The 22,308-nt window shown below is 62.3% G+C and carries 21 protein-coding genes; 14 read left to right on the top strand and 7 right to left on the bottom strand.

Annotation, left to right across the window (positions count from 1 at the left end; all coding sequences use genetic code 11):
- Positions 1 to 72: 72 nt before the first annotated feature.
- Both J2W14_RS08370 and J2W14_RS08365 read right to left on the bottom strand, forming a co-directional pair.
- On the bottom strand, positions 73 to 1,152 hold the full coding sequence (locus J2W14_RS08370) for an LCP family protein (protein WP_307461091.1): 1,080 nt from the start codon (positions 1,150 to 1,152) through the stop codon (positions 73 to 75).
- Positions 1,153 to 1,211: 59 nt separating this feature from the next.
- A complete protein-coding gene (locus J2W14_RS08365) occupies positions 1,212 to 1,802 on the bottom strand; it encodes an arsenate reductase/protein-tyrosine-phosphatase family protein (RefSeq protein ID WP_307461604.1) in 591 nt (196 codons plus the stop codon).
- A 241-nt stretch (positions 1,803 to 2,043) separates the two neighbouring features.
- Here J2W14_RS08365 and J2W14_RS08360 point away from each other — a divergent pair, with 241 nt between their 5' ends.
- The 3 genes from J2W14_RS08360 (at position 2,044) to J2W14_RS08350 (ending at position 5,580) form a co-directional block, all read left to right on the top strand.
- Entirely contained in the window at positions 2,044 to 2,583 is a 540-nt protein-coding gene (locus J2W14_RS08360; RefSeq protein WP_307461088.1) for a hypothetical protein, read from the top strand.
- A 192-nt stretch (positions 2,584 to 2,775) separates the two neighbouring features.
- Complete coding sequence (locus J2W14_RS08355; protein ID WP_307461086.1) at positions 2,776 to 3,918, top strand: hypothetical protein; 1,143 nt, start codon at positions 2,776 to 2,778, stop codon at positions 3,916 to 3,918.
- A gap of 84 nt (positions 3,919 to 4,002) precedes the next feature.
- Positions 4,003 to 5,580, top strand: a complete 1,578-nt coding sequence (locus tag J2W14_RS08350) for a polysaccharide biosynthesis tyrosine autokinase (RefSeq protein ID WP_307461083.1) — start codon at positions 4,003 to 4,005, stop codon at positions 5,578 to 5,580.
- Positions 5,581 to 5,641: 61 nt separating this feature from the next.
- Here the strand turns inward: J2W14_RS08350 and lepB are convergent, their stop codons facing one another.
- Positions 5,642 to 6,358: a signal peptidase I gene (lepB, locus tag J2W14_RS08345; protein ID WP_307461081.1), complete on the bottom strand. Its 717-nt coding sequence runs from the start codon at positions 6,356 to 6,358 to the stop codon at positions 5,642 to 5,644.
- Positions 6,359 to 6,489: 131 nt separating this feature from the next.
- On the opposite strand from lepB, the gene paaA reads away from it, so the two are divergent.
- The 7 genes from paaA to galU all read left to right on the top strand — a co-directional run bounded on the left by paaA (position 6,490) and on the right by galU (position 12,358).
- Positions 6,490 to 7,521 (top strand): 1,2-phenylacetyl-CoA epoxidase subunit PaaA, encoded by a 1,032-nt coding sequence (gene paaA / locus J2W14_RS08340; RefSeq protein WP_307461078.1) that lies wholly within the window; start codon positions 6,490 to 6,492, stop codon positions 7,519 to 7,521.
- Positions 7,518 to 7,823 (top strand): 1,2-phenylacetyl-CoA epoxidase subunit PaaB, encoded by a 306-nt coding sequence (paaB, locus tag J2W14_RS08335; RefSeq protein WP_024367847.1) that lies wholly within the window; start codon positions 7,518 to 7,520, stop codon positions 7,821 to 7,823. Before paaA ends, paaB begins: the two co-directional genes overlap by 4 nt.
- Positions 7,820 to 8,737: a 1,2-phenylacetyl-CoA epoxidase subunit PaaC gene (paaC, locus tag J2W14_RS08330; RefSeq protein WP_307461074.1), complete on the top strand. Its 918-nt coding sequence runs from the start codon at positions 7,820 to 7,822 to the stop codon at positions 8,735 to 8,737. The genes paaB and paaC overlap by 4 nt, the downstream gene beginning before the upstream one ends.
- 11 nt (positions 8,738 to 8,748) lie before the next feature.
- Positions 8,749 to 9,303, top strand: a complete 555-nt coding sequence (paaD, locus tag J2W14_RS08325; RefSeq protein WP_307461602.1) for a 1,2-phenylacetyl-CoA epoxidase subunit PaaD — start codon at positions 8,749 to 8,751, stop codon at positions 9,301 to 9,303.
- Positions 9,304 to 9,318: 15 nt separating this feature from the next.
- Complete coding sequence (paaE, locus tag J2W14_RS08320) at positions 9,319 to 10,551, top strand: 1,2-phenylacetyl-CoA epoxidase subunit PaaE (protein ID WP_307461071.1); 1,233 nt, start codon at positions 9,319 to 9,321, stop codon at positions 10,549 to 10,551.
- Between the two features lie 39 nt (positions 10,552 to 10,590).
- The gene (locus J2W14_RS08315) at positions 10,591 to 11,370 is read left to right on the top strand and encodes an enoyl-CoA hydratase/isomerase family protein (protein WP_307461068.1); all 780 of its coding nucleotides are present in this window, start codon (positions 10,591 to 10,593) and stop codon (positions 11,368 to 11,370) included.
- Positions 11,371 to 11,467: 97 nt separating this feature from the next.
- Positions 11,468 to 12,358, top strand: a complete 891-nt coding sequence (gene galU / locus J2W14_RS08310) for a UTP--glucose-1-phosphate uridylyltransferase GalU (protein ID WP_307461065.1) — start codon at positions 11,468 to 11,470, stop codon at positions 12,356 to 12,358.
- Here galU and J2W14_RS08305 read toward each other — a convergent pair.
- The 4 genes from J2W14_RS08305 to J2W14_RS08290 form a co-directional block, all read right to left on the bottom strand.
- A complete protein-coding gene (locus J2W14_RS08305) occupies positions 12,327 to 12,848 on the bottom strand; it encodes a VanZ family protein (protein WP_307461063.1) in 522 nt (173 codons plus the stop codon). The two genes, galU and J2W14_RS08305, sit on opposite strands and share 32 nt — an antisense overlap.
- Before the next feature lie 25 nt (positions 12,849 to 12,873).
- Entirely contained in the window at positions 12,874 to 13,467 is a 594-nt protein-coding gene (locus tag J2W14_RS08300) for an LPXTG cell wall anchor domain-containing protein (RefSeq protein ID WP_307461060.1), read from the bottom strand.
- A 175-nt stretch (positions 13,468 to 13,642) separates the two neighbouring features.
- The gene (locus J2W14_RS08295) at positions 13,643 to 15,514 is read right to left on the bottom strand and encodes a DUF4012 domain-containing protein (protein WP_307461058.1); all 1,872 of its coding nucleotides are present in this window, start codon (positions 15,512 to 15,514) and stop codon (positions 13,643 to 13,645) included.
- An 80-nt stretch (positions 15,515 to 15,594) separates the two neighbouring features.
- Positions 15,595 to 16,980: a sugar transferase gene (locus tag J2W14_RS08290; RefSeq protein WP_307461055.1), complete on the bottom strand. Its 1,386-nt coding sequence runs from the start codon at positions 16,978 to 16,980 to the stop codon at positions 15,595 to 15,597.
- 279 nt (positions 16,981 to 17,259) lie between these two features.
- On the opposite strand from J2W14_RS08290, the gene J2W14_RS08285 reads away from it, so the two are divergent.
- The 4 genes from J2W14_RS08285 (at position 17,260) to J2W14_RS08270 (ending at position 22,199) form a co-directional block, all read left to right on the top strand.
- Entirely contained in the window at positions 17,260 to 18,483 is a 1,224-nt protein-coding gene (locus J2W14_RS08285) for a DUF1972 domain-containing protein (RefSeq protein ID WP_307461053.1), read from the top strand.
- A 178-nt stretch (positions 18,484 to 18,661) separates the two neighbouring features.
- The gene (locus J2W14_RS08280) at positions 18,662 to 19,735 is read left to right on the top strand and encodes a glycosyltransferase family 4 protein (RefSeq protein ID WP_307461599.1); all 1,074 of its coding nucleotides are present in this window, start codon (positions 18,662 to 18,664) and stop codon (positions 19,733 to 19,735) included.
- Between the two features lie 10 nt (positions 19,736 to 19,745).
- Positions 19,746 to 20,798 (top strand): glycosyltransferase family 4 protein, encoded by a 1,053-nt coding sequence (locus J2W14_RS08275; RefSeq protein WP_307461050.1) that lies wholly within the window; start codon positions 19,746 to 19,748, stop codon positions 20,796 to 20,798.
- 267 nt (positions 20,799 to 21,065) lie between these two features.
- Positions 21,066 to 22,199 carry an O-antigen ligase family protein gene (locus tag J2W14_RS08270; RefSeq protein WP_307461047.1) on the top strand — a complete coding sequence of 378 codons (1,134 nt, stop codon included), beginning with the start codon at positions 21,066 to 21,068 and terminating at the stop codon, positions 22,197 to 22,199.
- Positions 22,200 to 22,308: the final 109 nt, after the last annotated feature.

The following is a 22,308-nucleotide window of genomic DNA, read 5'->3' as shown; positions in this document are numbered from 1 at the left end:
CGGGGTAGCGCACCGTCCGGGACGCCGGCGGGAACCCTAGGGTCAGGCCTTCCCGCCGGCGACGGCGGCGCATCAGTTGCCGTTCTGCAGCCCGTGCGCGGCGATGTACTCGCCCAGGGTCCCGTTGGCCAGCGCGGCCGCCACCGCTGCGGTCGCGGCCGGGTCCTGCCGGACGATCGACTGGCCGTCCCGGCTGAATCCCACACCGGCCGTCGGCAGGGTGAAGAACAGGCCGTTGCCCGGCGGTGTGGCGCGGAGGCTGAAGGCGAGCTGTTCCAGCGTCTCCACCGTGAGCCCGGGGGAGACCGTGACGTGGGGGAGCACGGTCTGCACCAACTGCTTCACGGTGTTCCGGTCCGACAGCCCGCCCTCCGCGGCCATTTTGGCCATCAGGGCCTTGAGGAACGTCTGCTGGTTCCGGACCCGCTGGTAGTCGCCGTCGGAGAAGGCGTGGCGCTCGCGGACGAAGGCGAGCGCCTGCGCCCCGGTGAGCCGGTTCACCCCGGGCGGGAAGTAGAAAATGTCGTCGACGGTGCTGGTGAAGGGCTGCGTGATGTTGACGTCCACCCCGCCGACCGCATCCGTCATGGCGGCGAAGCCCTGGAAGTCCGCCATCACGGTGTGGTTGATGGGCTGGCCCAGCAGGGCCTCCACGGTCTGCGTCATGAGCGGCACCCCGCCCAGTTCCAGCCCGGCGTTGACCTTGGCCGCGCCGTAGCCCGGGACGTCCACCCACAGGTCGCGCATGATCGAGATGCCGTAGATGGCCTGCCGGTCCGCCGGGAGATGGAGCAGGACCAGGGCGTCCCCGCGCTGGTCCGAGGTGGCGCCGGAGGCGGCCTCGCCGCGGGCATTAATCCGGCTGTCGCTGCCCACCAGCAGGATGTTGAGCGCGACGGGCGGCGGATCCGGGGTCGGGGTCGGTGTGGGAGTTGGGGTGGGTGCGGGCGTGGTTGTCTCCGGGGCCGAGGCGGAGGTCTGTGCCGGGGCCGCGGTTTCGGTGCGCGGCCGGTTCAGCAGGAACGCGGCGGCGGCGGCGGCGAGGACCACCAGCCCGGCGATGATGGCGATGGCAATGGTGCGGCGGCGGTGCGTGCCGCCCGGTGCCGCGGCTGAGCCTGCGGCTGCTACTGGTTCCGGCGACGTTCCCATGGCCGGACATTACCACCGCGCCCCGCCAAATGGTGCGGGCGGCGCAGTGGCAAATTTGGTCAGCTGTGCTGGCGGGCGAACCGCAGGATGGTGAGGATGGCCGGGGCCAGCTCGTCCTCCATCTGGTTGTACAGTTCCTGGCCGCGCCGGTAGGGGTCCACCACGTCGTTGTCGGCGGCTTCCGTCGCCAGCGCCAGGTGCCGCACGGAGGCGGCCCGGGCGGGGAGTTCCCGCCAGAACGCGGGAAGGTCGACGACGGCGGACGGCGCGTCGCGCTGTTCGAGGACCTGCAGCATCCGGGCAAATTCGCGGATGGTGAAGGTGCGTTTCAGCAGGGAGGCGTCCATCTGCATCACGGCGCCGCGGTGTTTGGCGGTCATCGCCAGCACCAGGTCCGACTCCCGGAGGATCTTGGGCGTCAGCAGCCGGGCCTCAAAGTTGTCCGGGGTCCCGCCGTAGGTCCTGATGATGTCGGCCGAAGGCGGCTGGATCGGATCGCCCACCATGGCCCGCGTTCCGGCGCTGCTCACCACAAAGGTATCGGGCCGCACCTGGTCCAGGCCGGTCTGCAGCAGGCGCTCGGCGACCGGCGAGCGGCAGATGTTGCCGGTGCAGACCGTCAGGATCCGGACGGGGTGGGGCGCTTCCAAGGTTTTCCCAACTTCCATTAGCGAGACTCGTGCCGGTGGCGTGGCTTTCGAGTCTAGCCGCGCCGGGCACGACCTGACCGCTCAAAGGAGATAGGGCCGACTTCTGTCGTTCTTGAAAATAAAGCATCTTGATATTGAAGATTCACGCTTTTCTGCGTACAGTCGTCGAAGAACGCCGAAACGCTCGGCTGGAGCTTGCCCGACTGAGGGTTCTCCGCAGCATTAGAACTTGGGGTAAAAGATGTCGGAGATCAAGAGCCTGGCCGCACCGAAAGTCAGTTTCGACCGCCGCGCCGTTGTCAAGGGCGCCGCGTGGAGCGTGCCGGTTATCGCGGCAGCCATTGCGGCGCCGGCCGCTGCGGCGTCGACGCCGCCGTCGGCGAAACTGTCCGGTGTGTACGCCGGCAGTCTTAGCCCGAACAACAAAAAGCTCACGGCCCCCAGTGGCTTAGACATCCTCAACACCAGCGGCGTCCCCGGGTCGGACAACGTCACGGTGACGGTTACGATCACGCGCACAGCGGGCTCGCCGGGAGTCTTCATCGCCTCGCTGGGCGGGGTTCCTCCGACTTCCGGGACTGGGACCGCGTACGCGGATAATGTCCTCACGGCCATGTTCACGATCCTCGTCACCCGGCCGACTGCCACGCAGAACTTCGCTCTTGCTTACTCCCGCGACGGAGGCGCTTCGTCACCCGGAGGCAGCTATGCGATGAACGTATCCGTATCACTGCCGACCGCGACATTGACAGATAGTTCTGCGCTCCAGTTGGGTAAGTGACGCCCCCTCGCCTCGGATATGTAGTCCGAATGCCTACCCTTCAGTGATCTAATGGCCAGAGGTAAGAGGCCGAGATCATGTTGGGGGTGCAATGTCGGAACGGTTCTGGCTGTACGGGCGGTTACCGGTAGAAGGCATCAAAGTAATAAGGCGTTGCCGGATGGGTGAAACTAGTTGAGGGCCTCCGGCGATTTGAACCTCAATGTGTTGGGTACCAGCTTCACCGTTGAGTGGGGGGCGGCCGTATCCGCTGACCAGCAGAAATCAATGGTCCAGGCCTGGAGCCGATGCCTCGCGGATCCGCGAACCACAACGCAAACCGAGCCCGGCGTATCGGCCCATCCCTTCACGGCATCCCTCCATTTCGACTCGACGCTACCGGCCGCTGGCGTGCGGCACATCGGCTCGGACACCTTTGAGGGTTTGGCTGAAGCTGTGACTTCGGAAGTCACCATCGCAGCCATCCTGGAACGAGCCGGCGAGCTGACGATGCTCCACGCCTGCGGGGTCGCGGATTCCGGCGGCGCAGTCATTGCCCTGGTTGCGAAATCCGGCACTGGCAAGACCACAGCGTCCTCGCAGCTCGCTCGGACTTTCGGCTACATAACAGACGAGACGGTAGCGATCCGGGAAGATGGGACGGTTTTGCCGTACCCGAAGCCGTTGTCCATAAAGCAGCTAGCGCCCGGTGCCGCCAAACTACAGGTGGGCCCGGACGAACTCGGCCTAAAGATCGCGCCCGACAATCCCCGCATCACGGCCATTGCGCTGCTCGACCGGGTTGCCGACGGTGACTACCAACTGCCCGTCATTGAGCCGGTCCCTTTGGTGGACGCAGTGCTGGCGCTCATTCCGGACACGTCCTCCCAGGCCGCCGTGGTCCAACCGCTGCAATCGCTCTGCCGCCTGATTGACAGCGTGGGCGGGGTGTTCCGCATCAGCTATTCAGAAGCGGCTGATCTGAAGGACAGCCTGGCGCCGCTCTTCCTTACGGGTCCGGCAAGACCGTCGGAGGGTGCCGAAGAATGGTCACCCGCCGTAGCGGAATCGGAAGCGAAAACTGATCGCTCACCCATTCCCGCAGGCTGGCTGCAGAGGGCCGCGACCGTTGACGCGGTGGAAATCGGTGAGGACCTTCTGGTCCTCACCGAAACCGAGCTCATCAGGCTCAGCGGCATCGGACCCATAATCTGGCAGTCCGCCCGGCGCCCTGTCTCTATGCAGAGTTTGGCGGGCCAGATCGAGGCCGTGCACGGGCTGCCTGAAGGCTATGAAGCGCTGCTGGATTCGGCTGTGGACAGCCTCGTGGACCAGGGATTACTCCTGCGGGGTTAATATGCACAGCAACGCGGTCACCGTACCGTACAGTAAATTTTCGTGTGGGTCGTTGGGGCCAGGCACGGGGGAGAGGACCTAAGCGTGACTGGTTTTGAAACGGCCGACAACAACGGGCAGACTGCGGCAGGGCTTGCGCTGGAGGACTACCTGCGCATCGCCCGGGCCCGGTGGAAGGGCATTCTCGCCTTTACGCTGGCCCTGACCGTGCTGGCCTTCTGCTGGACCCTTTTGCAGCCGAAGATCTATTCCGCGCAGTCCAGTGGGATCGTCGTGGCCGGCGGTTCGGACAACCTCAGTCTTTCGCTCATGAGCGAGAACCTGGCGCAAACCAAGGCCACAAAGTACGAGTCGGTGGCCAAGTCCAGGCTCGTTGCGGAACGCGTCGTGACGGACCTGGGCCTCTCCACATCGCCGGACGCCCTGCTGGGGTCAATCTCTGTGACGCTGCCAAAGGAAAGCGCCCAGATTGCGGTCACGGCCACGTCGACGGATCCCGCCACCGCGCAACGCGTCGCGGATGCCTGGGTCAGGGGTCTGGCCGCGCAAGTCAACGAGATGGAAAGCATCCCTGCCGTTGAAGGCTCGGATGTCGTCCCCGTTCCAGTAATCCGCGTGGTTGCATTGGGCGAAGCCCCACTGCCGACGGCGCCCACCTCCCCGAACGTAAAGCTCACCCTCGCGATCGGAGCGCTGGCAGGGCTGGCTCTCGGAATCCTCTATGCAATGCTCCGACACCATCTCGACCGCCGGCTCCGCAGCGCCACTGCGATCGAACGCCGTTTCGGGATTCCGGTACTGGGAACGCTCCCCGTGGACCACCGCCTGGACGGGAAGAGTAAAGTGCTGGACGACGGCTTCAGTCCGATCGCGGCAGGCGAGGGATCGCATGCCATCACCGAAGCCTTGCGGGAACTCCGGACAAACCTTCAGTACGTCGACGTCGACAATCCCCCGCGCATCATCGTGGTGACCAGCTCTGTTCCCGCGGAAGGCAAGTCGACAGTGACTGCCAACCTGGCCGTCACCATGGCCGCCGCCGGCGAGAACGTTGTGGTCGTCGACGGCGATCTGCGCCGCCCCACCCTGGTCGATGTCTTCAACCTCGTCCCCGGTGTCGGTGTCACCGACGTCCTGAGTGGCCACGCTGAGCTGGAGGACGTTCTGCAGGAATGGAGCGCAATGCCCAACCTTCGGGTACTCGGATCCGGCCGGATCCCGCCGAATCCCAGCGAATTGTTGGGGTCGCAGGCCATGAAGACCCTGCTGAGGACACTCGCCCAGGACGCCATTGTGCTGGTCGACGCCCCGCCGCTGCTCCCCGTCACGGACGCCGCCGTACTCACGCGCATTGCCGACGGAGCAATTGTAGTCATCAGGGCCGGAAAAACCACCGATGAGGAACTGGGAAAGTCCCTCGGCAACCTCAACCGGGTGAACGGCAACATCCTCGGCACCATCCTCAACCGTGTGCCCACAACCGGCGCCGGTTCTTACCGGTACTACACCGCGTATCAGTCCCACGAATCCCAGCCCGAACCGGTGTCCGTCGGATCTTCGCGGGACTACCTGGAACCCGAACCCGTCTACGACCAAAGCGCCGAGTCGCCCGCGCGTCCACCGTCGCGGTTGCCGGCGCGAAGCCGGACATCGTTTGACTGACCACTGAAGATATCCCCTCGGAGCAAACTCGCTCCGAGGGGATATTCGTTTGTCGGTGAGGTCAGCCCACCCCGCCGGCACGGTTCAGAGGCCAGAACCTGCCCGACACCTGCCCGACGACGGCCGAGGACGGGATCGTCCTTACGCACTCACCAGCGGAGTCAATAACAGGCGTCCGGCACGCAATGACGGAATCCACCGAGTTGGAACGGTGGTCGCCCAGCACCACCAGTTCGCCCTCAGGGACCGTGAACGAAGGAACGCACCGGAGCGACCGGGGGCTGGTCTGGCAGTCGAGGCTGCCTGCCTCAAACGGCAGATCCTCGAAAATATAGGGCTCCTCGACCGGCTGGCCGTCGACGCGCAGTTTGCCGTCGTCAGCGCAGCAGCTAATGGTCTGGCCGCCGGTGGCAACCACCCGCTTCACCATGAATCGGTCGTTGGAGGGTCCAATCCCGGTCACGTCGCCGAAGGATCGGGCCAGCCCCGCGACCCCGCCGCTGCGGGGCACCGCAGATTCGGCCTGCCAACTGTCCGGCCGCGTGAACACCACTATGTCGCCGTTACCCGGCCCGGAACCAAAATAGGCAAGCCTATTGACCAGGATTCTGTCCCCACCGTCCGCGGACCCCCGCAGGGTCGGCTCCATCGACCCGGACGGGATCCGGTACACCTTCACCAGGAACCCCTGCACCAGGGACACGGCCACCAGGGCGATCAGCATGTTCCGGACCACGGTGGCCCAAAGGGGTAGCTTCTTGCCGGCGCTGATCTTCACGAGTTCAAGCTACCACCGGTGATCTGTCCCAACGGGCCGCAGATCGCGCCGGTGCTTGACGCATCTCCCGCCTTCCGCATATCCTGAACGAACGGTCGGTAATTATTTATCGGAAATGCATAGGAGCAACCATGGCATCGCAGACCCTGCAGTCAGTGCCCGGAGAGCCATCAGCGGCACGGCACGAACAGAGCCTTGAAGATGTGGCCCGGCGCGAGGCCGAAGGCCAGGCATACTTCGACAAAGTCATGGCGGAAGACTCGCGGATCGAACCCCGCGACTGGATGCCCCCGGCATACCGCAAGACCCTGCTGCGCCAGATCTCCCAGCACGCCCACTCGGAGATCATCGGCATGCAGCCGGAAGCCAACTGGATCTCCCGCGCCCCCAGCCTCAAGCGCAAGGCCATCCTGATGGCCAAGGTCCAGGACGAGGCCGGCCACGGCCTGTACCTGTACTCCGCCGCCGAGACCCTCGGCCAGCCGCGCGACCAGATGATGCAGGACCTGATGGACGGCAAGGCCAAGTACTCTTCCATCTTCAACTACCCCGCCCGCACCTGGGCGGACATGGGTGCCATCGGCTGGATGGTCGACGGCGCCGCTATCGCCAACCAGGTGCCGCTCTGCCGCGCCTCCTTCGGCCCATACGGCCGCGCCATGGTCCGGGTATGCAAGGAAGAGTCCTTCCACCAGCGTCAGGGCTTCGAGATCCTGCTGGAACTCTCCCACGGCACGCCCGAGCAGAAGCAGATGGCCCAGGAAGCGGTGAACCGCTGGTACGCCCCGGCCTTGATGATGTTCGGCCCGCCGGATGATGACTCGCCCAACTCCAAGCAGTCCATGGCTTGGAACATCAAGCGCTTCAGCAACGACGAACTGCGCAACCGCTTCGTCGGAATGATGATGGAGCAGGTCAAGGTCCTGGAGCTCACCCTCCCGGACAAGGACATCCGCTTCAACGAGGAAACCAAGAAATGGGAGCACGGCCCGCTGGACTGGGACGAATTCCATGAAGTCCTCGCCGGCCGCGGCCCGTGCAACGCCCAGCGCCTGGAACGGCGCCGCGAAGCCCACAACGAAGGCACCTGGGTCCGCGAAGCCGCCGCCGCCTACGCGGAAAAACAGAGCCGTAAGCAAGCAGAGAAGGAATCCGCAGCATGACCACCCCCGAACCGCATGCAGGTAACGTCTGGCCCATCTGGGAAGTCTTCGTCCGCTCCAGCCGCGGTCTCTCCCACGTCCACGCCGGCTCCCTACACGCGCCGGACGCCGCCATGGCCCTGCGCAACGCCCGGGACCTCTACACCCGCCGCAACGAGGGCGTGTCCATCTGGGTGGTCCCGGCGGACGCCATCGCCTCCAGCGATCCGGACGCTAAGGGCTCATTCTTCGAGTCGCCCCAGGGCAAGGACTACCGGCACGCAACGTATTACACCAAGAGCGAGGGCGTGAAGCACCTGTGAGCACGTCACCCGAAACAGCAGAAACCGGCGGCCACGGCGACATCTCCGTCGGCGTCAAAGGCTCCGGCAACAGCGGCGAGGCCACGGCCAGCGCCACCCGTATCACCCCCGGCAATGCCCTCCGCCCCGAGGACATCGCCCTGGCCGTCAGCCGCGGCACCGCCAAGCCGAGCGAGGACGTCGCCGAGTTCGCCCTGCGCCTTGGCGATGACGCCCTGGTCCTCGCCCAGCGCCTGGGACACTGGATCTCCCGCGCCCCGGAGCTCGAGGAAGACATCGCCCTCGGCAACATTGCCCTGGACCAGCTGGGCCACGCCCGGTCCTTCCTCAGCTACGCTGGCGGACTCGACGACCGGAGCGAGGATGACCTCGCGTACTTCCGCCGCGAGCCCGAGTTCCGTTCCGTTGAGATCTTCGAACTCCCGAATGGCGACTTCGCCGTCACCATCGCCCGCCAGTTCGTCGTCAGCTATTACCAGTTCGAGCTCTACCGCCGGCTGACCGAGTCCACAGACGCCACCCTGGCCGGCATTGCCGCCAAGGCCGTCAAGGAAGTGGATTACCACCGCGACCACAGCGCCCAGTGGGTGCTGCGCCTGGCCCAGGGCACGGACGAGTCCCGCGAGAAGATGATCCACGCCTTCAAGGTCATCTGGCCCTACGTCGACGAGCTGTTCCGCGATGACGAGCTCACCGCACGCCTCAGTGCGTCCGGTGCCGCCGTCGAGCCCTCCAGCCTGCGCGCCGACTTCGACCGGCTCACCGGCGAGGTCCTCGCCGCGGCCGAACTGGAGGTTCCCAAGGTCCAGCCCGCCCCCGGCGGCGGACGCAGGGGACTGCACTCCGAACACCTCGGCTACCTCCTCGCCGAAATGCAGGTGCTCGCCCGCGAGTACCCCGGAGCCAGCTGGTAACCACCATGGACATGTACGTCAGCCACCCGACGGCCGCGGAAGGCCGCCCGGCGGAGCAGAAGACCCCCGAGCAGAAGGCCTGGGACCTCGCCGCCACCGTCTGCGACCCGGAAATCCCGGTCCTCACCATCGAGGACCTGGGGATCCTGCGCAACGTCCAGCTCTACGACGACGGCGGCATGGTCCCCGCGGTTCAGGTGACCATCACGCCGACGTACTCCGGCTGCCCGGCCATGGACGCCATCCGCGATGACCTCAAGGCGGCCTTCCACCGCGAAGGCTACCCCAGCGTCAACGTGGAAATGGTCCTCTCCCCGGCGTGGACCACCGACTGGATGAGCGAGGCCGGCAAGGCCAAGCTGCAGGAATACGGCATCGCGCCGCCCTCCGGCCACTCCGCCGCCGTGCGCCACGCCGGGCCGGTCCGCCTGTCCCTCGCCGTCAAGTGCCCGCAGTGTTCATCGCTGAACACCAAGGAACTCACCCGCTTCGGTTCCACCTCCTGCAAGGCGCTGTACGTCTGCCAGGACTGCAAGGAACCGTTCGACTACTTCAAAGTTTTGTAAGGAACAGGTGCACCCATGACTGTTGTCCGCCAGACCGCCGCTGAGACGGCTGCAGCCACCGGCCGCCGCCGCGCGTCCTTCCACCCGCTCACCGTGGACGAAGTCCGCCGGCTCACCGATGACGCGATCGAGGTGACCTTCGGCGTTCCGGCCGAGCTCGCCGGCCAGTTCGATTACCTCCCGGGCCAGTACGTCGCCCTGCGCACCACCCTGCCGGATGAGTCCGGCGAGCCGAAGGAAATCCGGCGCAGCTACTCGATCTGCGCCGAACCGCGGAGCTTCGCGGACGGCAGCAGCGAGATCCGGGTCGCCATCAAGAAGGATCTGGGCGGGCTGTTCTCCACCTGGGCGAACGCTGAGCTCAAGGCCGGCGACGTGCTGGATGTCATGAGCCCGATGGGCGCGTTCGTGTCCAAGCACGGCCGTGACGGCAAAGAGCAGAACCTGATGAACTCGATGAACCACCCGGAGGCCATGGCCACCGAACTGGCGGGGGAGCCCGGCTCCTTCGTCGCGATCGCCGCCGGCTCCGGCATCACCCCGGTCATCGCGATTGCCCGCACGCTGCTCGCGGCGCACCCGGAGACCCGCTTCGACCTGGTCTACGCCAACAAGGCCGCCATGGACGTGATGTTCCTCGAGGAGCTCGCAGACCTGAAGGACAAGTACCCGGCCCGGCTCGCCCTGCACCATGTGCTCTCCCGCGAACAGCGCATCGCCCCGCTGCTCAGCGGCCGGATCGACGCGGAGAAGCTGCAGGCCCTGCTGGGGACCGCCATCCACGCCGACGACGTCGACGAGTGGTTCCTCTGCGGCCCGTTCGAACTCGTCCAGCTGTGCCGGGACGCCCTGGCCGAGCGTGGCGTCAACCCGGACCACATCCGCTTCGAACTATTCACTACCGGCAAGCCCGACCGCCCCGAGGGCAACGCCGGCCGTCCCGTGATTGTGGACGAGTCCCAGGCCACCTACAAGATCACCTTCAAGCTGGACGGCCTCCAGGGCGAGGTTGCCAGCCCCACCCACGCCCGCGAGTCCATCCTCAACGCGGCCCTGCGCGTCCGCCCGGACGTGCCGTTCGCGTGCGCCGGCGGCGTCTGCGGCACCTGCCGCGCCAAGGTAGTTACCGGTGCCGTCACCATGGACGAGAACTACGCGCTGGAGCAGGACGAGTTGGACAAGGGCTACGTGCTCACGTGCCAGTCCCACCCCACGACGCCGGAAGTCACCGTCGACTTCGACGTCTAACCGTCCAAACCTGCTTCCCGCCCCGACCTCAGGAGCCCCATGATTTCCCTCTCCATCGCCGACGGCATCGCCGAGATCGTCCTTGACGCCCCTCATAAGCTCAACTCGCTGGACGGGCAGGCTCTCAGGGATTTAGCACAGGCGTACGACGACGCCGCTGCCGCCGCCTCACGCGGCGAGGTGCGGGCGCTGCTGCTCAGGGGAGAGGGGCGCGCGTTCTGCGCGGGCCGGGACATCGCCGGAGTCACGCCGGAGACCGACGACGTCCAGGCCTATCTGGGCGGGCTCCTGCAGCCGCTGCTGAAGAAGATGACATCATTCCCCGCCCCGACCTTTGCGGCGGCCCAGGGTGCCTGCCTGGGCGTGGGGCTGGGGCTGCTGCTGGCCACCGACGTGGTCTACGTGGCGGAGAACGCCAAGTTCGGTTCCCCCTTCGCGAACCTGGGGGCCACCCTCGATTCGGGCGGCCACTGGTACTTCACCGAACGCCTCGGCATGCACCGGACCCTGGACCTGATCTACACGGCCGAGCTCATGAGCGGCGCGGACGCCGTGGCCCAGGGGATGTTCAGCCGGGCCATGCCCGCGGCCGAACTGCTGGAGAACACTCGCGCCATCGTCGCCAAGGCGGCCACCGGCGCCACCAGCGCGTTCAACGCCAGCAAGGAACTCGTGGCGCACATCCGGGACCAGCGCCTGGGCCTCTGGGAGTCCATGGAAGAGGAGAACGCCGAGCAGGCCCGCCTCTGCAAGACCGAGGACTATGCCGAGGGGTTCCTGGCGTTCCAGGAAAAGCGCAAGCCGGTCTTCAAGGGCTAGCAGCACCCGAAATGGGCTACGCGGGACCGCATTTTCTCGGTACCTGTCTTTGCTTAATGGGATTTTGTTTCTCCGGGGGTGCTTGTAAGGTTCGTTTATGACTTTGGGGAAAAGCATTAGAAAAGCCGTCATTCCTGCTGCCGGTCTGGGAACGCGCTTCCTGCCCGCCACCAAGGCAATGCCAAAAGAAATGCTGCCGGTAGTGGACCAGCCGGCAATCCAGTACGTCGTCGAGGAAGCCGTCAAGGCAGGCCTGACGGACCTCCTGATGATCACCGGCCGCCAGAAGCGGGCGTTGGAAGACCACTTCGACCGCGAGCCAAACCTGGAGCGCACCCTCGAGGACAAGGGCGACGTGGACCGACTGGAAGCCGTCCAGCACGCCTCCAGCCTGGGACCCCTGCACTACGTCCGCCAAGGCGACCCCAAGGGCCTGGGGCACGCCGTCCTTTGCGCCCGGCAGCACGTGGGTGACGAGCCCTTCGCCGTCCTGCTGGGCGATGACCTGATCGACGAGCGGGACGAGCTCCTCAGCACCATGATCGAGGTGCAGGCCCGGACGGGCGGCTCCGTCATCGCCCTCATCGAGGTGGACCCTGCCGAGATCAGCGCCTACGGCTGCGCCGACGTTTCGGCTGTCGACGGCGAAGGTCATGTCCGCGTCAACCGGCTGGTGGAAAAACCCTCGATCGCCGACGCCCCCTCCAACCTGGCCGTCATCGGGCGGTACGTGCTCCACCCGGCGGTCTTTGATGTCCTGGAGGAAACGGAGCCCGGCCGCGGCGGCGAAATCCAGCTCACCGATGCCCTGCAGACTCTGGCCACTTCGGACTGCGAGGGCGGTGGCGTGTACGGGGTTGTGTTCAAAGGCCGCCGCTACGACACCGGCGACAAGTTGAGCTACTTGAAAGCCGTCATCTCCATCGCCTCGGAACGGGTGGAATTCGGAGAAGAGCTCAAGACCTGGATGAAGGCCTTCGTGAGCTAGCCCTGGCGCTCCACCAAGGGCGAACAACGTGTGCCAGCAGGAGGGCACCCACAAGGCATCCGGTGGTGTTGGTGGTAAGGTCCAGCGGGCTCGGGAAGCGGCTGTGAAGAAAGAGCAGCTGGCCCAGTTCCATACAGCCGGTGACCAGCAGCCCCAAAGCGCCGATCTGCCACCAGGGCTTTTTCGGAAAAGCTAATGCCCCCAAAACGCCGAGGGGCACAAAGAGGGCCACATTGGCAGTGGCTTCAACGAATCCGTAGCCAATCCATGGCGGAACACCAAACGCGTGGACCAAAACCAGGAACCCAGCAATCTGTCCCTGCACGGGCTTGTCCACCGGGCTGGGCCAGAAGCCAACCAGCGCCAGGAAGGCAAGGAAGCCTGCAAGGACGGCGCGCCAGGCCTGAGGTGTTGCCGTGGCCCTCATGTACTCCTCAAGAAAGTATTCAACGCAAAAGGTGGTGGTCTCCAGTATCCCGGAGACCACCACCCGTAAGTTGCTTCTTGGCTGTTGCTTAGACGGTGACGTCAGCCTTCGCGCGGCGGCGAACCACCACAACGGAGGTAACGCCGGCAGCCAGGGCGCCTGCGCCTACCAGCGACCAAATCATCAGGTTGGAATCAGCGCCGGTGTTGGCGAGAGCGGTTCCGTTACCCGTGGTCGCAAGGTTGGCACCCACTGCGGCACCCTGCACGGTGATGCTCGTGCTGGAGGTAACCCCAGACTCCTGACCGGTCGCGGTGATGGTGTAGACGCCGGTCTCGCTGATGGTGAGCGGGTAGGAGAATGCGCCCTTGCTGTCTGCTTTGGCGGAGAAGCTCTGCGGAGCCAGCGGAAGAGTGATCTTTCCGGTCACGGTCATGCCACGGCCTGCGACGCTTGCGCCGGCTGCTGACGGCCGGCCGGGCGTGACGATGATGACGAGGCCTTCGCCGGCCCGGAAGCCGTTGCCGCGGAAGACGAATCGCTCGCCCGGGCCAACCGTGCCGTCAGAAACGGCAGAGTTTGCGGGCGGTGCCGGGTACGGCGCGTTGGTTGCCATGGCCGGAACTGCACCAATGAGAGCGATAGAGCCGGCGAGCGTGAGCGCCGCAAGTGTTTTCTTCATGTGTCCCCCTGAGACCGTGTATACGAGTGTCATGCGATGTGGAGATTTCCGGCCCCCCAGCGGCCGCCAGTTGAAATCTCATTAGTTAAGTCCCTGCTGACGATAGCACTGATAACGCGAGTGACCAAAGTGACTCAAGTTGTTTTACATACCGTTAACTTGGCGTTTACTTTCCCTAATGGCAGGCTGCATTCTGGGTGGCCAGGATGACGTCTTTGACGGGCTGGACGGTTGGCGTGACAACCACGTTAGGTTCCGCGTGCTGAACGATCTTGCCGAAAGTCAGCTCCACTGTACTGCTCTGGCCCGGTGCCAGCGTGACGGTCACAGCCCCCACAGGCCTATTGGCATGGCGGTGAGCGGCAAAGTCCGTCTTCTCGCCGTCTACGGCGGCCGTCTCCACGTTTGCTTGCACTGGCCCATAAGCGATCACATTGGTCCGCACTGAACCCGCTGGCACACCGTAAAAGCCCCCAGCCGTGACGTAGGGGGGCAATGAAGTGGCTGCGTCAGCCGGGGCCGTGTTTGTGCTGGTCACGCGGACCGTAGTTTGTTCGTATCCGTCTTTGTCACAATTTTTGACAAGCTGAACGTTTCGCTTGACATAGTAATCCATCTTGGCGCCAGTGCCGTCATTGAAATAGACCCCGAACTGCGCGGGGGCGACGCTTGGGCCTGCGATTGATCCGCTCACCGGATACCTGGCAATAACCGACTGTTCCTCCGTTAGTCCCGACCACAGCAGAATCCTGCTCTCAGACGCTCCGCGTGAAATACCTTCGATGAGGCCCTTTGCGTCGCCCTTGCCCCCGGTGGATAGCGCGCCGAAGACTTCTTTGGCGACTCCAGCAAAATAGACGTCCTGGTACTGAGGCAACGCAATTTTGGCGTAGACGTCGGAAAGCAGGGTCGGAACGACATTCGCGCCGCTCAGTTGAGTCGGCAGTCCGCCGCTAGCCACTGCCAAGAGCTCGGGCTCGGTGATTTCCACAGGTCCCGTTGCGTCAAGCACATATCCCAACGAGATTGGATCCATGGAGATGACACCATCCACCCTCTGGCCGGTCTTTCTCTCCCACATCGCCTGCGCACTTGCGGCCGCGGTGGGGAAGTCAGGGGTCAGGTTGACGTCCTGCATGTATTTGCCAAGCCGCGTCGAGTAGATCTGTTGCTGTTCCTCGTCCACGGAGACTACAGGCGACATGACGCCCACTTCCCCGGCACTGCTCTGTGTGCCCAGGGTCAACTTTCCGTTGTCTAGAGTTAGTACCGCCAGGGCTCCGGGAATGCCCCCTGAGGCCCGTGCTTCGGCATTGTTCTGGATCATGAGCAAGTAGTTCCGCGGGCCGTTAATCCCCAACATTCCGGGGGCGATTCGGGCGGCATTCGCGGATGCATCGAGGGCGCCAGTTACCTCCTGCAGTTGCTCCCGGGCACGCGTCAACGGTTCAGCGACCTGGGGCCACAGGCTGCTCGCATCGATCCCGGACAGCCGTTCGGCAGAGGCCCTTACGGCATGAGCGGCGGCCGAAACGCTGGGGGATGCGTCTTGGATCGGGGCTAGGTTCGTTCCTGAACTACTTGGCAGGAGGCTGCTCCAATCGAGCGAGTCGTAAACCCTGACCAGGGGCCCGACGCCAAGGGTGGCGACATCGTCCGCTGATCGCGCAACCTCTGAAATGGCTGCGAAATTGGCTCCGACCCACGGGACCGAAGCGGCCAACGTCCAGAGCGGATCTCCCGAGGCTTCGCGTGCTGTTGCTGCGTGGGCGCGAAGCTGATCTGCCGTTGCGCTAACCCCTTGTGTGTCATTGGCGGCAATACCGGCTTTGAGAACGGGGATGAGCTGCGCCGTGGCCTCAAGTTCATTCTTGATGGTCGTGGCGCGTGTGCCCAGCCACGATCCTGCCGCTAATAGAAGGACGGCGGCGGTCAGGCCCGCAGCAGCCACCACGTAACGATGCTTGCGGTGTGTAGGGCGCATTGTTGAACGTACCAGGTGTCGCTGTTGGTATTCGTCCGATTCCATATTGCCAGGTTCAGTCATGAAGCGGGTTTTCCCTTCCCCTCTAGGGGTATTTGGTCACGAACCTTGCCGAGGGCTGGGTCCGAACGCCGTTGGAGCGCCTAGTAGGCGCCCGAGCTACCAAAGACCGCGCGAGCAGTCTTCAGGATGATTACTAGGTCTCCAGCCAGTGACCAGTTCTCCACGTAGTAAAGGTCGAGTCGGACTGAGTCTTGCCATGACAGATTCGATCGTCCGCTAACCTGCCAGAGTCCGGTCAGACCGGGTTTTACGAGTAGCCTTCGCCGGACATCTTTCTCATAGGCTGCGACTTCTCGAGGGAGTGGCGGCCGTGGGCCAACGAGGCTCATAGATCCGGCAAATATGTTGAATAGTTGGGGTAGCTCGTCGAGGCTGTACTTCCGAAGAAATCTTCCCACCGGCGTGATCCGGGGATCGTTCTTCATTTTAAAGAGGAGCCCATTACCCTCGTTACGATGTTCCAGCTCAGCGAGTCGTCGCTCGGCGTCCACAACCATCGAGCGGAATTTGAGCATCCCGAAATGTGTCCCCTCGATGCCGACTCGTTCCTGCTTGAAGAGCACAGGACCGGGATCGGTCAGCTTGAGCACCAACGCAATGATGAGAAGGAGGGGAGATGCGAGGACGATGATGGCTCCTGAAACTACGACATCGAACAGCCTTTTGGCTACTCGCTGCCCACCATCAAGCGCTGGCGTGGTGACGTGAATCAGCGGAAGGCCAGCCACCTGCTGAGTGTGAATACGGGGTCCTGCAATGTCAGTGAGCGCGGGTGCCATGATGAGGCCAACGTTCCGCGCCGCTAGCTCCCACCCAAGGTGCCGAAGAGTTTGGGGATGCAACTGAACTCCGGCTGAAACCGCGACTGCATCGGCTTTGCAAAGATCAATGGCCTCCAAGATCGCATGTGCTTCTGGTTTGTGGCCTAGTACAGGGAGACCGGATTCGGGTTCCGTTGAGAGCACTTCCTGGACCCCCGGTGTATAAGCCGCAATGGGAAGGTATCCCGCGTGCTTGGCCGCGACGAGGCTGGATGCCAAGTGCGCAACCGCGCTAGGACCACCCAACAGCATCAGTCGGGACATGCTTGAGCCGCTTTGGCGGTTCACGCTGAGGTGTTGCCTGAGAAGCCAGCGGCCCATAATGAGTCCAAGTAGCCCGACCGGCAGTGCAATTCCCACATACCCTCGCGCTGTTTCGACTCTGAATACGTAGGAGAAGATGGCTACGAGGCCAAAAAGCCAGAGGGAAGCTGCGGCCACTCGCTTGTATTCATCAGGTCCAGATCCCAAGATCCTGCTATTCCTGCTGTTCCAAGCCTCGAGCATCAGCCACCAAGCAACACATAATCCCGCCGAAAACCAAAGGTAGTTCGACTCGTCTCCGGACACAACGGAGCTTGGGTCTACGCCGAACCTAATTACGTATGCGCCCGAAACGGCCCAAATCACAACGAAGGCATCCACAAAACGCAGCGTTCGCGAAGTACTTACCCGCCAATCCGACACGGCGCTCAATCAACATCCCCCAAAAGTTAGCAACTCCGCTCTAGGGGAGATCCATGTCGAAAGGATACAGTCGGTCGGCGAATCCTTCGTAATCTTGCGATTATGGACGGCACTCGCAGCGACGGTCTGCGCAGGACCCGTTCTTTGCCGTATCTGTGTTGGCTGCGCAGCCACTTTCGCCACGACCCGCGTAACAACGGAGCAGGGAGTAGCCCCTAAGACAGAACACGGCACCACGTGGATGATTATCACGGTTCAGAGGTCCGAATTGCGGATGATAATCTTGACGCTGGCACTGTGTCGGGGCCTGAAGGAAGTGTCAAAATTGGGGGAGCGTTCATGAATCGGTCTGTTGCGATCATTGGAACCCGAGGGTATCCGAGCTTCTACGGAGGATTCGAGACTGCCGTTCGAAAGTTAGCTCCGTATCTCGTTGAGCACGATTGGGACGTAACCGTGTACGGCCGCTCATCGCCCACCGCGGGGGATCCGAACCGTGATCTGCGAGTCAAAGTCGTGACGACCGGCGGAATCGAGAACAAGTCGCTCAGTACGCTGTCATACGGACTGACGGCCTGTTTACATGCGGCTTGGAGCAAGCCTGACGTCGCTTTGGTAATGAACGTGGCCAATGGTTTCTGGCTGCCCATCTTGGCCATGCGAGGGATACCGACCGTGGTGAACGTCGACGGTATCGAATGGGAGCGCGCCAAATGGGGTCGATTCGCGAAGCTCGTCTTTAAGTGGGGCGCCAGGCTCACGGCGCGATTCGGTACAGTCCTCGTTGCAGATTCGAAAGAAATCGCTCGCAGATGGCAAGCTGAGTTCTCGCGATCCTCTATCTTCATTCCCTACGGCGGCGATGCGAGTGTAGTCGCTACTGGCGATGAGTGTTTTCCCAAAAATCGCTACATTCTCGCGGTTGCTCGATTCGTACCGGAAAACACAATCCCGGAGTTCTTAGAGGCTGTTAGGGGACTTTCCGCCGACTACCAAGTGGTCATCGTGGGATCCTCGGGTTACGGCGGCCAGCTGGAGGATGATGTGGACCGGTTGGTCGCTGATAGTGCCAATGTGCACTGGTTGGGGCACGTGGCTGATGACCAGCGTCTGTTATCCCTCTGGAAGAACTGCGGGGCTTACTTTCATGGACACAGTGTAGGAGGAACGAATCCAGCGCTAGTCCAAGCTATGGCTAACGGAGCGCCAACCGTTGCCCGGGACACGGTGTACAACCGCGAAGTGCTGGGTCCGCAGGGTCGGTTCTGCCAACCTGATGCACGGAGCATCGAGGACTCACTTCGTGCTGTGATGGAGTCCGCCGAGGAACAAAACCGGCTAAGGCAAGTCTCACTTCTGCGACTTCAGGAGGGCTACACATGGGAGTCCGTGTGTGCATCCTACGACGAGGCGCTAAGCCGGCAGACCGCAGGTCTCCCGCTCAGTAAGGTAATCCCGTGAAGCTATCCAGCAATATCCTTCGGGAGCGTGTAATCATGTTAGATGGCGGTGTTGTCCCACGCGGCCTGAGCGATGACCAGGTCGCCGCCCGGTTGCCAAAGAGGACGCTGAGTTGCCGTTGACTTCTGAGACCGAAACGTCTGCGCGGAAGATTGTTTTCATCCATTCATCCAACGAGATGTACGGTGCTGACAAGATTTTGCTCGAAGTCCTCAGCAGCCTTCCTGAGGAAGACCTGAAAAGTGCCGCCGTTTGGTTGCCAGATGACCTACCCGATGGGCAGCACCGTCTGAGTAGCGAACTCGACACGCGCGGTATTTGGAATGCATCTAGCCCAGTGCCCGTGCTCCGTCGTAAATATCTGTCGCCCTCAGGTGTGTGGCCTCTGTTGGTCCGCCTTTGGAAGACCTCTCGGATGCTGAAACGCACCCGTCCGGAAGTCGTTTACTGTACGACATCTGCCATGGTGATTTGTTTGGTCTTGGCGCGTGCCGTCGGGGTAAAGCGAGTCGTCCTGCACGTACAGGAAATATGGTCGCCCCGTGAGGCCACGGTCTTAGGTCTGCTCGCCCGTGGTGCACACCGAATACTGTGTATCTCCACTGCGACTCGGGATTCCCTGCCTGTCAACTTGCATGCCCGGGCAGAAATCCTTCTGAACGCACACAGTGAGTCAGAAATGGAAAGAGTTTCAGTCCCGTCCAATGGCGGACAACTCAGTTTCGTAGTTGCGAGTCGGTGGAATGCTTGGAAGGGGCATGGTTCACTTCTTTCCTCATGGGATGAAGAGGAGTGCCCCGGCAACCTGGTCATACTAGGGGGTCCGCCTTCCATGGGGATTGGAATCGATGTTCCGCGTCTCGTGAGCGGGCTGAAGCACAACAAATGCGTATCCGTGATCGGCGAAGTAGATGACATTTCAGCTCATATCGATGCCGCTGATTTCCTCATCCTCCCATCCGACAAACCCGAACCCTTCGGGCTCGTTTTGCTTGAAGCGTTCGCTCGTGGGCGTGCAGTCATTGCCAGCGACGCCGGCGGCGTCTTGGATGTTGTCACTAACGGAACCGATGGCTGGTTATTTCCCATAGGTAACGCTTCCGATCTAGCCACGGTCCTAAAATCGCTGGATAGTGCCATGGCCGAGGAAATGGGGAGAAATGCTCGTCTCAGTTACGAAGAGAAGTTCTCAATAGGAGCTTATCGGAGACGCTTTCGCCAGCTTTGGGACACGATACGGACCGAAAGCTAAGGTAGGGCAGATGCGCCGAGCTAACATTGTGTACTGGTATGGCCAATCGGAGATGCCTCGAGATGGGGGAGGGCTTCGCGCGTTGGCCTGGCACAAGGCTCTCACTGACCTGGGCTACGAATCGACGATTCACCCACTGCGGAAGGTGGATGCAGGCGAGGGCAATCAGGGACCGCTTCGCAGCCTCAAGAAACAGATAATCCCGATGCCGCTTCAAGGCAGACTGCCAAAGCTGCCGGCTTCCGAGCTCAACGTGATCACCGTTCCGTCCGTTTTTGCCTCCGCGGCCAGAAGTCATCCACAGTCCACCCTGCTCTTTGACTGGATGGACTTGTGGAGTGTAAACGCTCAAACGATGGCTCACTCTTCGCGTTCGATGCGGGCGGGGGGACTTGCGCAATCCTCTTGGTGGAAGGTGCTGGAGTCCAGGCTTCCGCTCAAGCCTGCTGGGAACGCGTTTGCGGGACACGATGACTTTTTATCCATGTCGCGCGGCCATGACGTGCCCTCCGCTTGGTTACCTACTCCCGTTGAGTGGCCCCAGCGCCCTGGTCCGGAAGTCAGGCGTCAGCCGCCAACACTGCCTCGTCGAATCGGTTTTCTCGGAAACATGAATTATGCACCCAACATCGTGTCTCTTAAGAAGTTCCTGTCGCAATACGCCGATCGATTGGCGCCAATGGGCATGGAGTTGGTTGTCGCGGGCTATGGTTCGGAGGTTGTCAAGACGTGGACCAGCATGGCCACGGTACTTGGCCCAGTGGACGATGTAGCCGATTTCTACGCCTCCGTGGACGCAGTAATAGTTCCCATCGATCATGGCGGCGGCATTAAGGTAAAAGCCCTCGAAGCGATGGTGCACGGCGTCCCTGTCTTCGGAACCGAGCACGTGCGTAGTGGGTTTAACCCGTCCTTTTGGGAGTATATCGGGGACGTTAATGACCTCATGAAGGGCGGAAAGGCAACTGTGAAAGTGGCGCCCGCGAGAGCCGTGCAATCGAGGTTCAGCGAGACGAGCTTTATGGACAGCGTGGCGGAACTATTGGGACGTTCGGGATTCTAGACGTCCTCCAGTAGATCTGGGCACTTCATACAGGCCCCGGGGGCCGAATCCCGACCGAACGTAATCCTGAAAGGCTCTGCATCGATGATAATTGTCATTCTCCTACTTGCTGCGGCTGGGTTATATATCTTCTATTCGGTCGCAGGCCGCGTCAATACCATTATGGCGATTGCGATGTCGACGATGTGCTTTCTTCCGAGAGTTCTGTACGGGGGATCGCTCGCAGATATGACTCGGAGTGGAATCTCGAGTTCAGAACCCAGGATCATGACCTATACCGCGGGAATTGCGATTATTCTAGTTTTCGCAGTATTCGCAGGCAGACTCTCCGGAGCAAATCGGCTGATTCTTCCTTTTGTCATTTTCCTCTCATTTTGCTACGCGTTCGTGTGGTTGCAAACGGACGAAGTCCAGGCCGGAATGGTCCATTTTCTAACAGCCGCTGCGGCGTGGGTCGCTGGGGCATATGCTGCTTCCTGCGTTGGAAGAGACGGAAAGTCAGGTAAGCAGTTCCTTTATTGGGTACTCGCAACGGTGCTCGTGCAGCTCGTGATTTCGGTTCTTCAATTCGCCGGCCTGCCGCTATTTCCAACAAATGCCGCGACTTCCGAATTGGTTGGGAGCCGGGTGAATGGATCTTTCAGTCATCCGACCGCTCTAGGCAAAGTGCTCCTGCTTTTTCTTATGGTGTGCCTGCCCTTTACCAGATCGATCGACCGCCCGGCGCGTGTGGCCGCGTGGGCGGTAGTAGCCATGTCGTTCCCCATGCTCGTGTTGTCCGGAGGGAGAGCCAACTTCTTCTCGGCTGTCGTCATGATCCTGCTTTGGACGCTGCTGCTGCCACGCGGTCGTGCCGTGGCAAGTAAAGTCGCGATCCCTTTGGCGATGGCAACCATTGCCTTTGCTTCGGCTGGAGTTTGGGCTGCGAGATTCGAAGAAGACCCTGAGGGGTCGACTCGACAGCACTTTAATGAAGTCGCAATGGCGCTGATTCCAGCCAATCCGGTTGCTGGTACAGGACCAAACACGTACATCACGACCGCTGGTCCCACGGACGCGCTCACCGCCCAAGGGTGGCCGGTGCACAATTCCGCATTGCTTGCATCAGTCGAAATTGGAATTCTCGGTGCGGTATTGCTCTTCCTCCCATTGCTGATCGTATTTCTCCTTGCGTGGCGCCAGCGGCGTGACGATACAAAGACAGGCGATTTCGCCCGAGCGTACGTGTCGGCCCTGCCGGGGATAGCGCTGGTCGCACTTACCGGCTGGGGCATGATGGGCGACATCCTTTGCCTCTGGTTGTTTTTTGCCGCTTTCTGTTATCAGCAGCAACTGCGGGTTGGGAACCGAGGTCGGCCGCTAGCAACTGCGACGACTGAGCCTCGTGCAGTCACTTCCTGAACATATGGTCTAGCCCGGATTTCTCTTGATGGAAGGGTTGGCGAACAGGTGAGGGTCTAAACCTCGTCCGGTTTGATTTTGCTGGTTTTGGGCTTGCTGGCGGGGCCTG

Source organism: Pseudarthrobacter oxydans, assembly GCF_030812335.1.
In the GTDB taxonomy this organism is placed as follows: domain Bacteria; phylum Actinomycetota; class Actinomycetes; order Actinomycetales; family Micrococcaceae; genus Arthrobacter; species Arthrobacter oxydans_B.
This window is presented reverse-complemented; position numbering and strand designations above follow the sequence as displayed.

Coding starts and splice junctions, on each gene's coding strand:
- paaA (WP_307461078.1), top strand. CDS start 6,490: ATGGCATCGCAGACCCTGCAGTCAGTGCCCGGAGAGCCATCAGCGGCA.
- J2W14_RS08315 (WP_307461068.1), top strand. CDS start 10,591: ATGATTTCCCTCTCCATCGCCGACGGCATCGCCGAGATCGTCCTTGAC.
- paaB (WP_024367847.1), top strand. CDS start 7,518: ATGACCACCCCCGAACCGCATGCAGGTAACGTCTGGCCCATCTGGGAA.
- paaE (WP_307461071.1), top strand. CDS start 9,319: ATGACTGTTGTCCGCCAGACCGCCGCTGAGACGGCTGCAGCCACCGGC.
- J2W14_RS08370 (WP_307461091.1), bottom strand. CDS start 1,152: ATGGGAACGTCGCCGGAACCAGTAGCAGCCGCAGGCTCAGCCGCGGCA.
- J2W14_RS08280 (WP_307461599.1), top strand. CDS start 18,662: ATGTACGGTGCTGACAAGATTTTGCTCGAAGTCCTCAGCAGCCTTCCT.
- J2W14_RS08275 (WP_307461050.1), top strand. CDS start 19,746: ATGCGCCGAGCTAACATTGTGTACTGGTATGGCCAATCGGAGATGCCT.
- J2W14_RS08295 (WP_307461058.1), bottom strand. CDS start 15,514: ATGACTGAACCTGGCAATATGGAATCGGACGAATACCAACAGCGACAC.
- J2W14_RS08270 (WP_307461047.1), top strand. CDS start 21,066: ATGACCTATACCGCGGGAATTGCGATTATTCTAGTTTTCGCAGTATTC.
- galU (WP_307461065.1), top strand. CDS start 11,468: ATGACTTTGGGGAAAAGCATTAGAAAAGCCGTCATTCCTGCTGCCGGT.
- J2W14_RS08360 (WP_307461088.1), top strand. CDS start 2,044: ATGTCGGAGATCAAGAGCCTGGCCGCACCGAAAGTCAGTTTCGACCGC.
- J2W14_RS08300 (WP_307461060.1), bottom strand. CDS start 13,467: ATGAAGAAAACACTTGCGGCGCTCACGCTCGCCGGCTCTATCGCTCTC.
- paaD (WP_307461602.1), top strand. CDS start 8,749: ATGTACGTCAGCCACCCGACGGCCGCGGAAGGCCGCCCGGCGGAGCAG.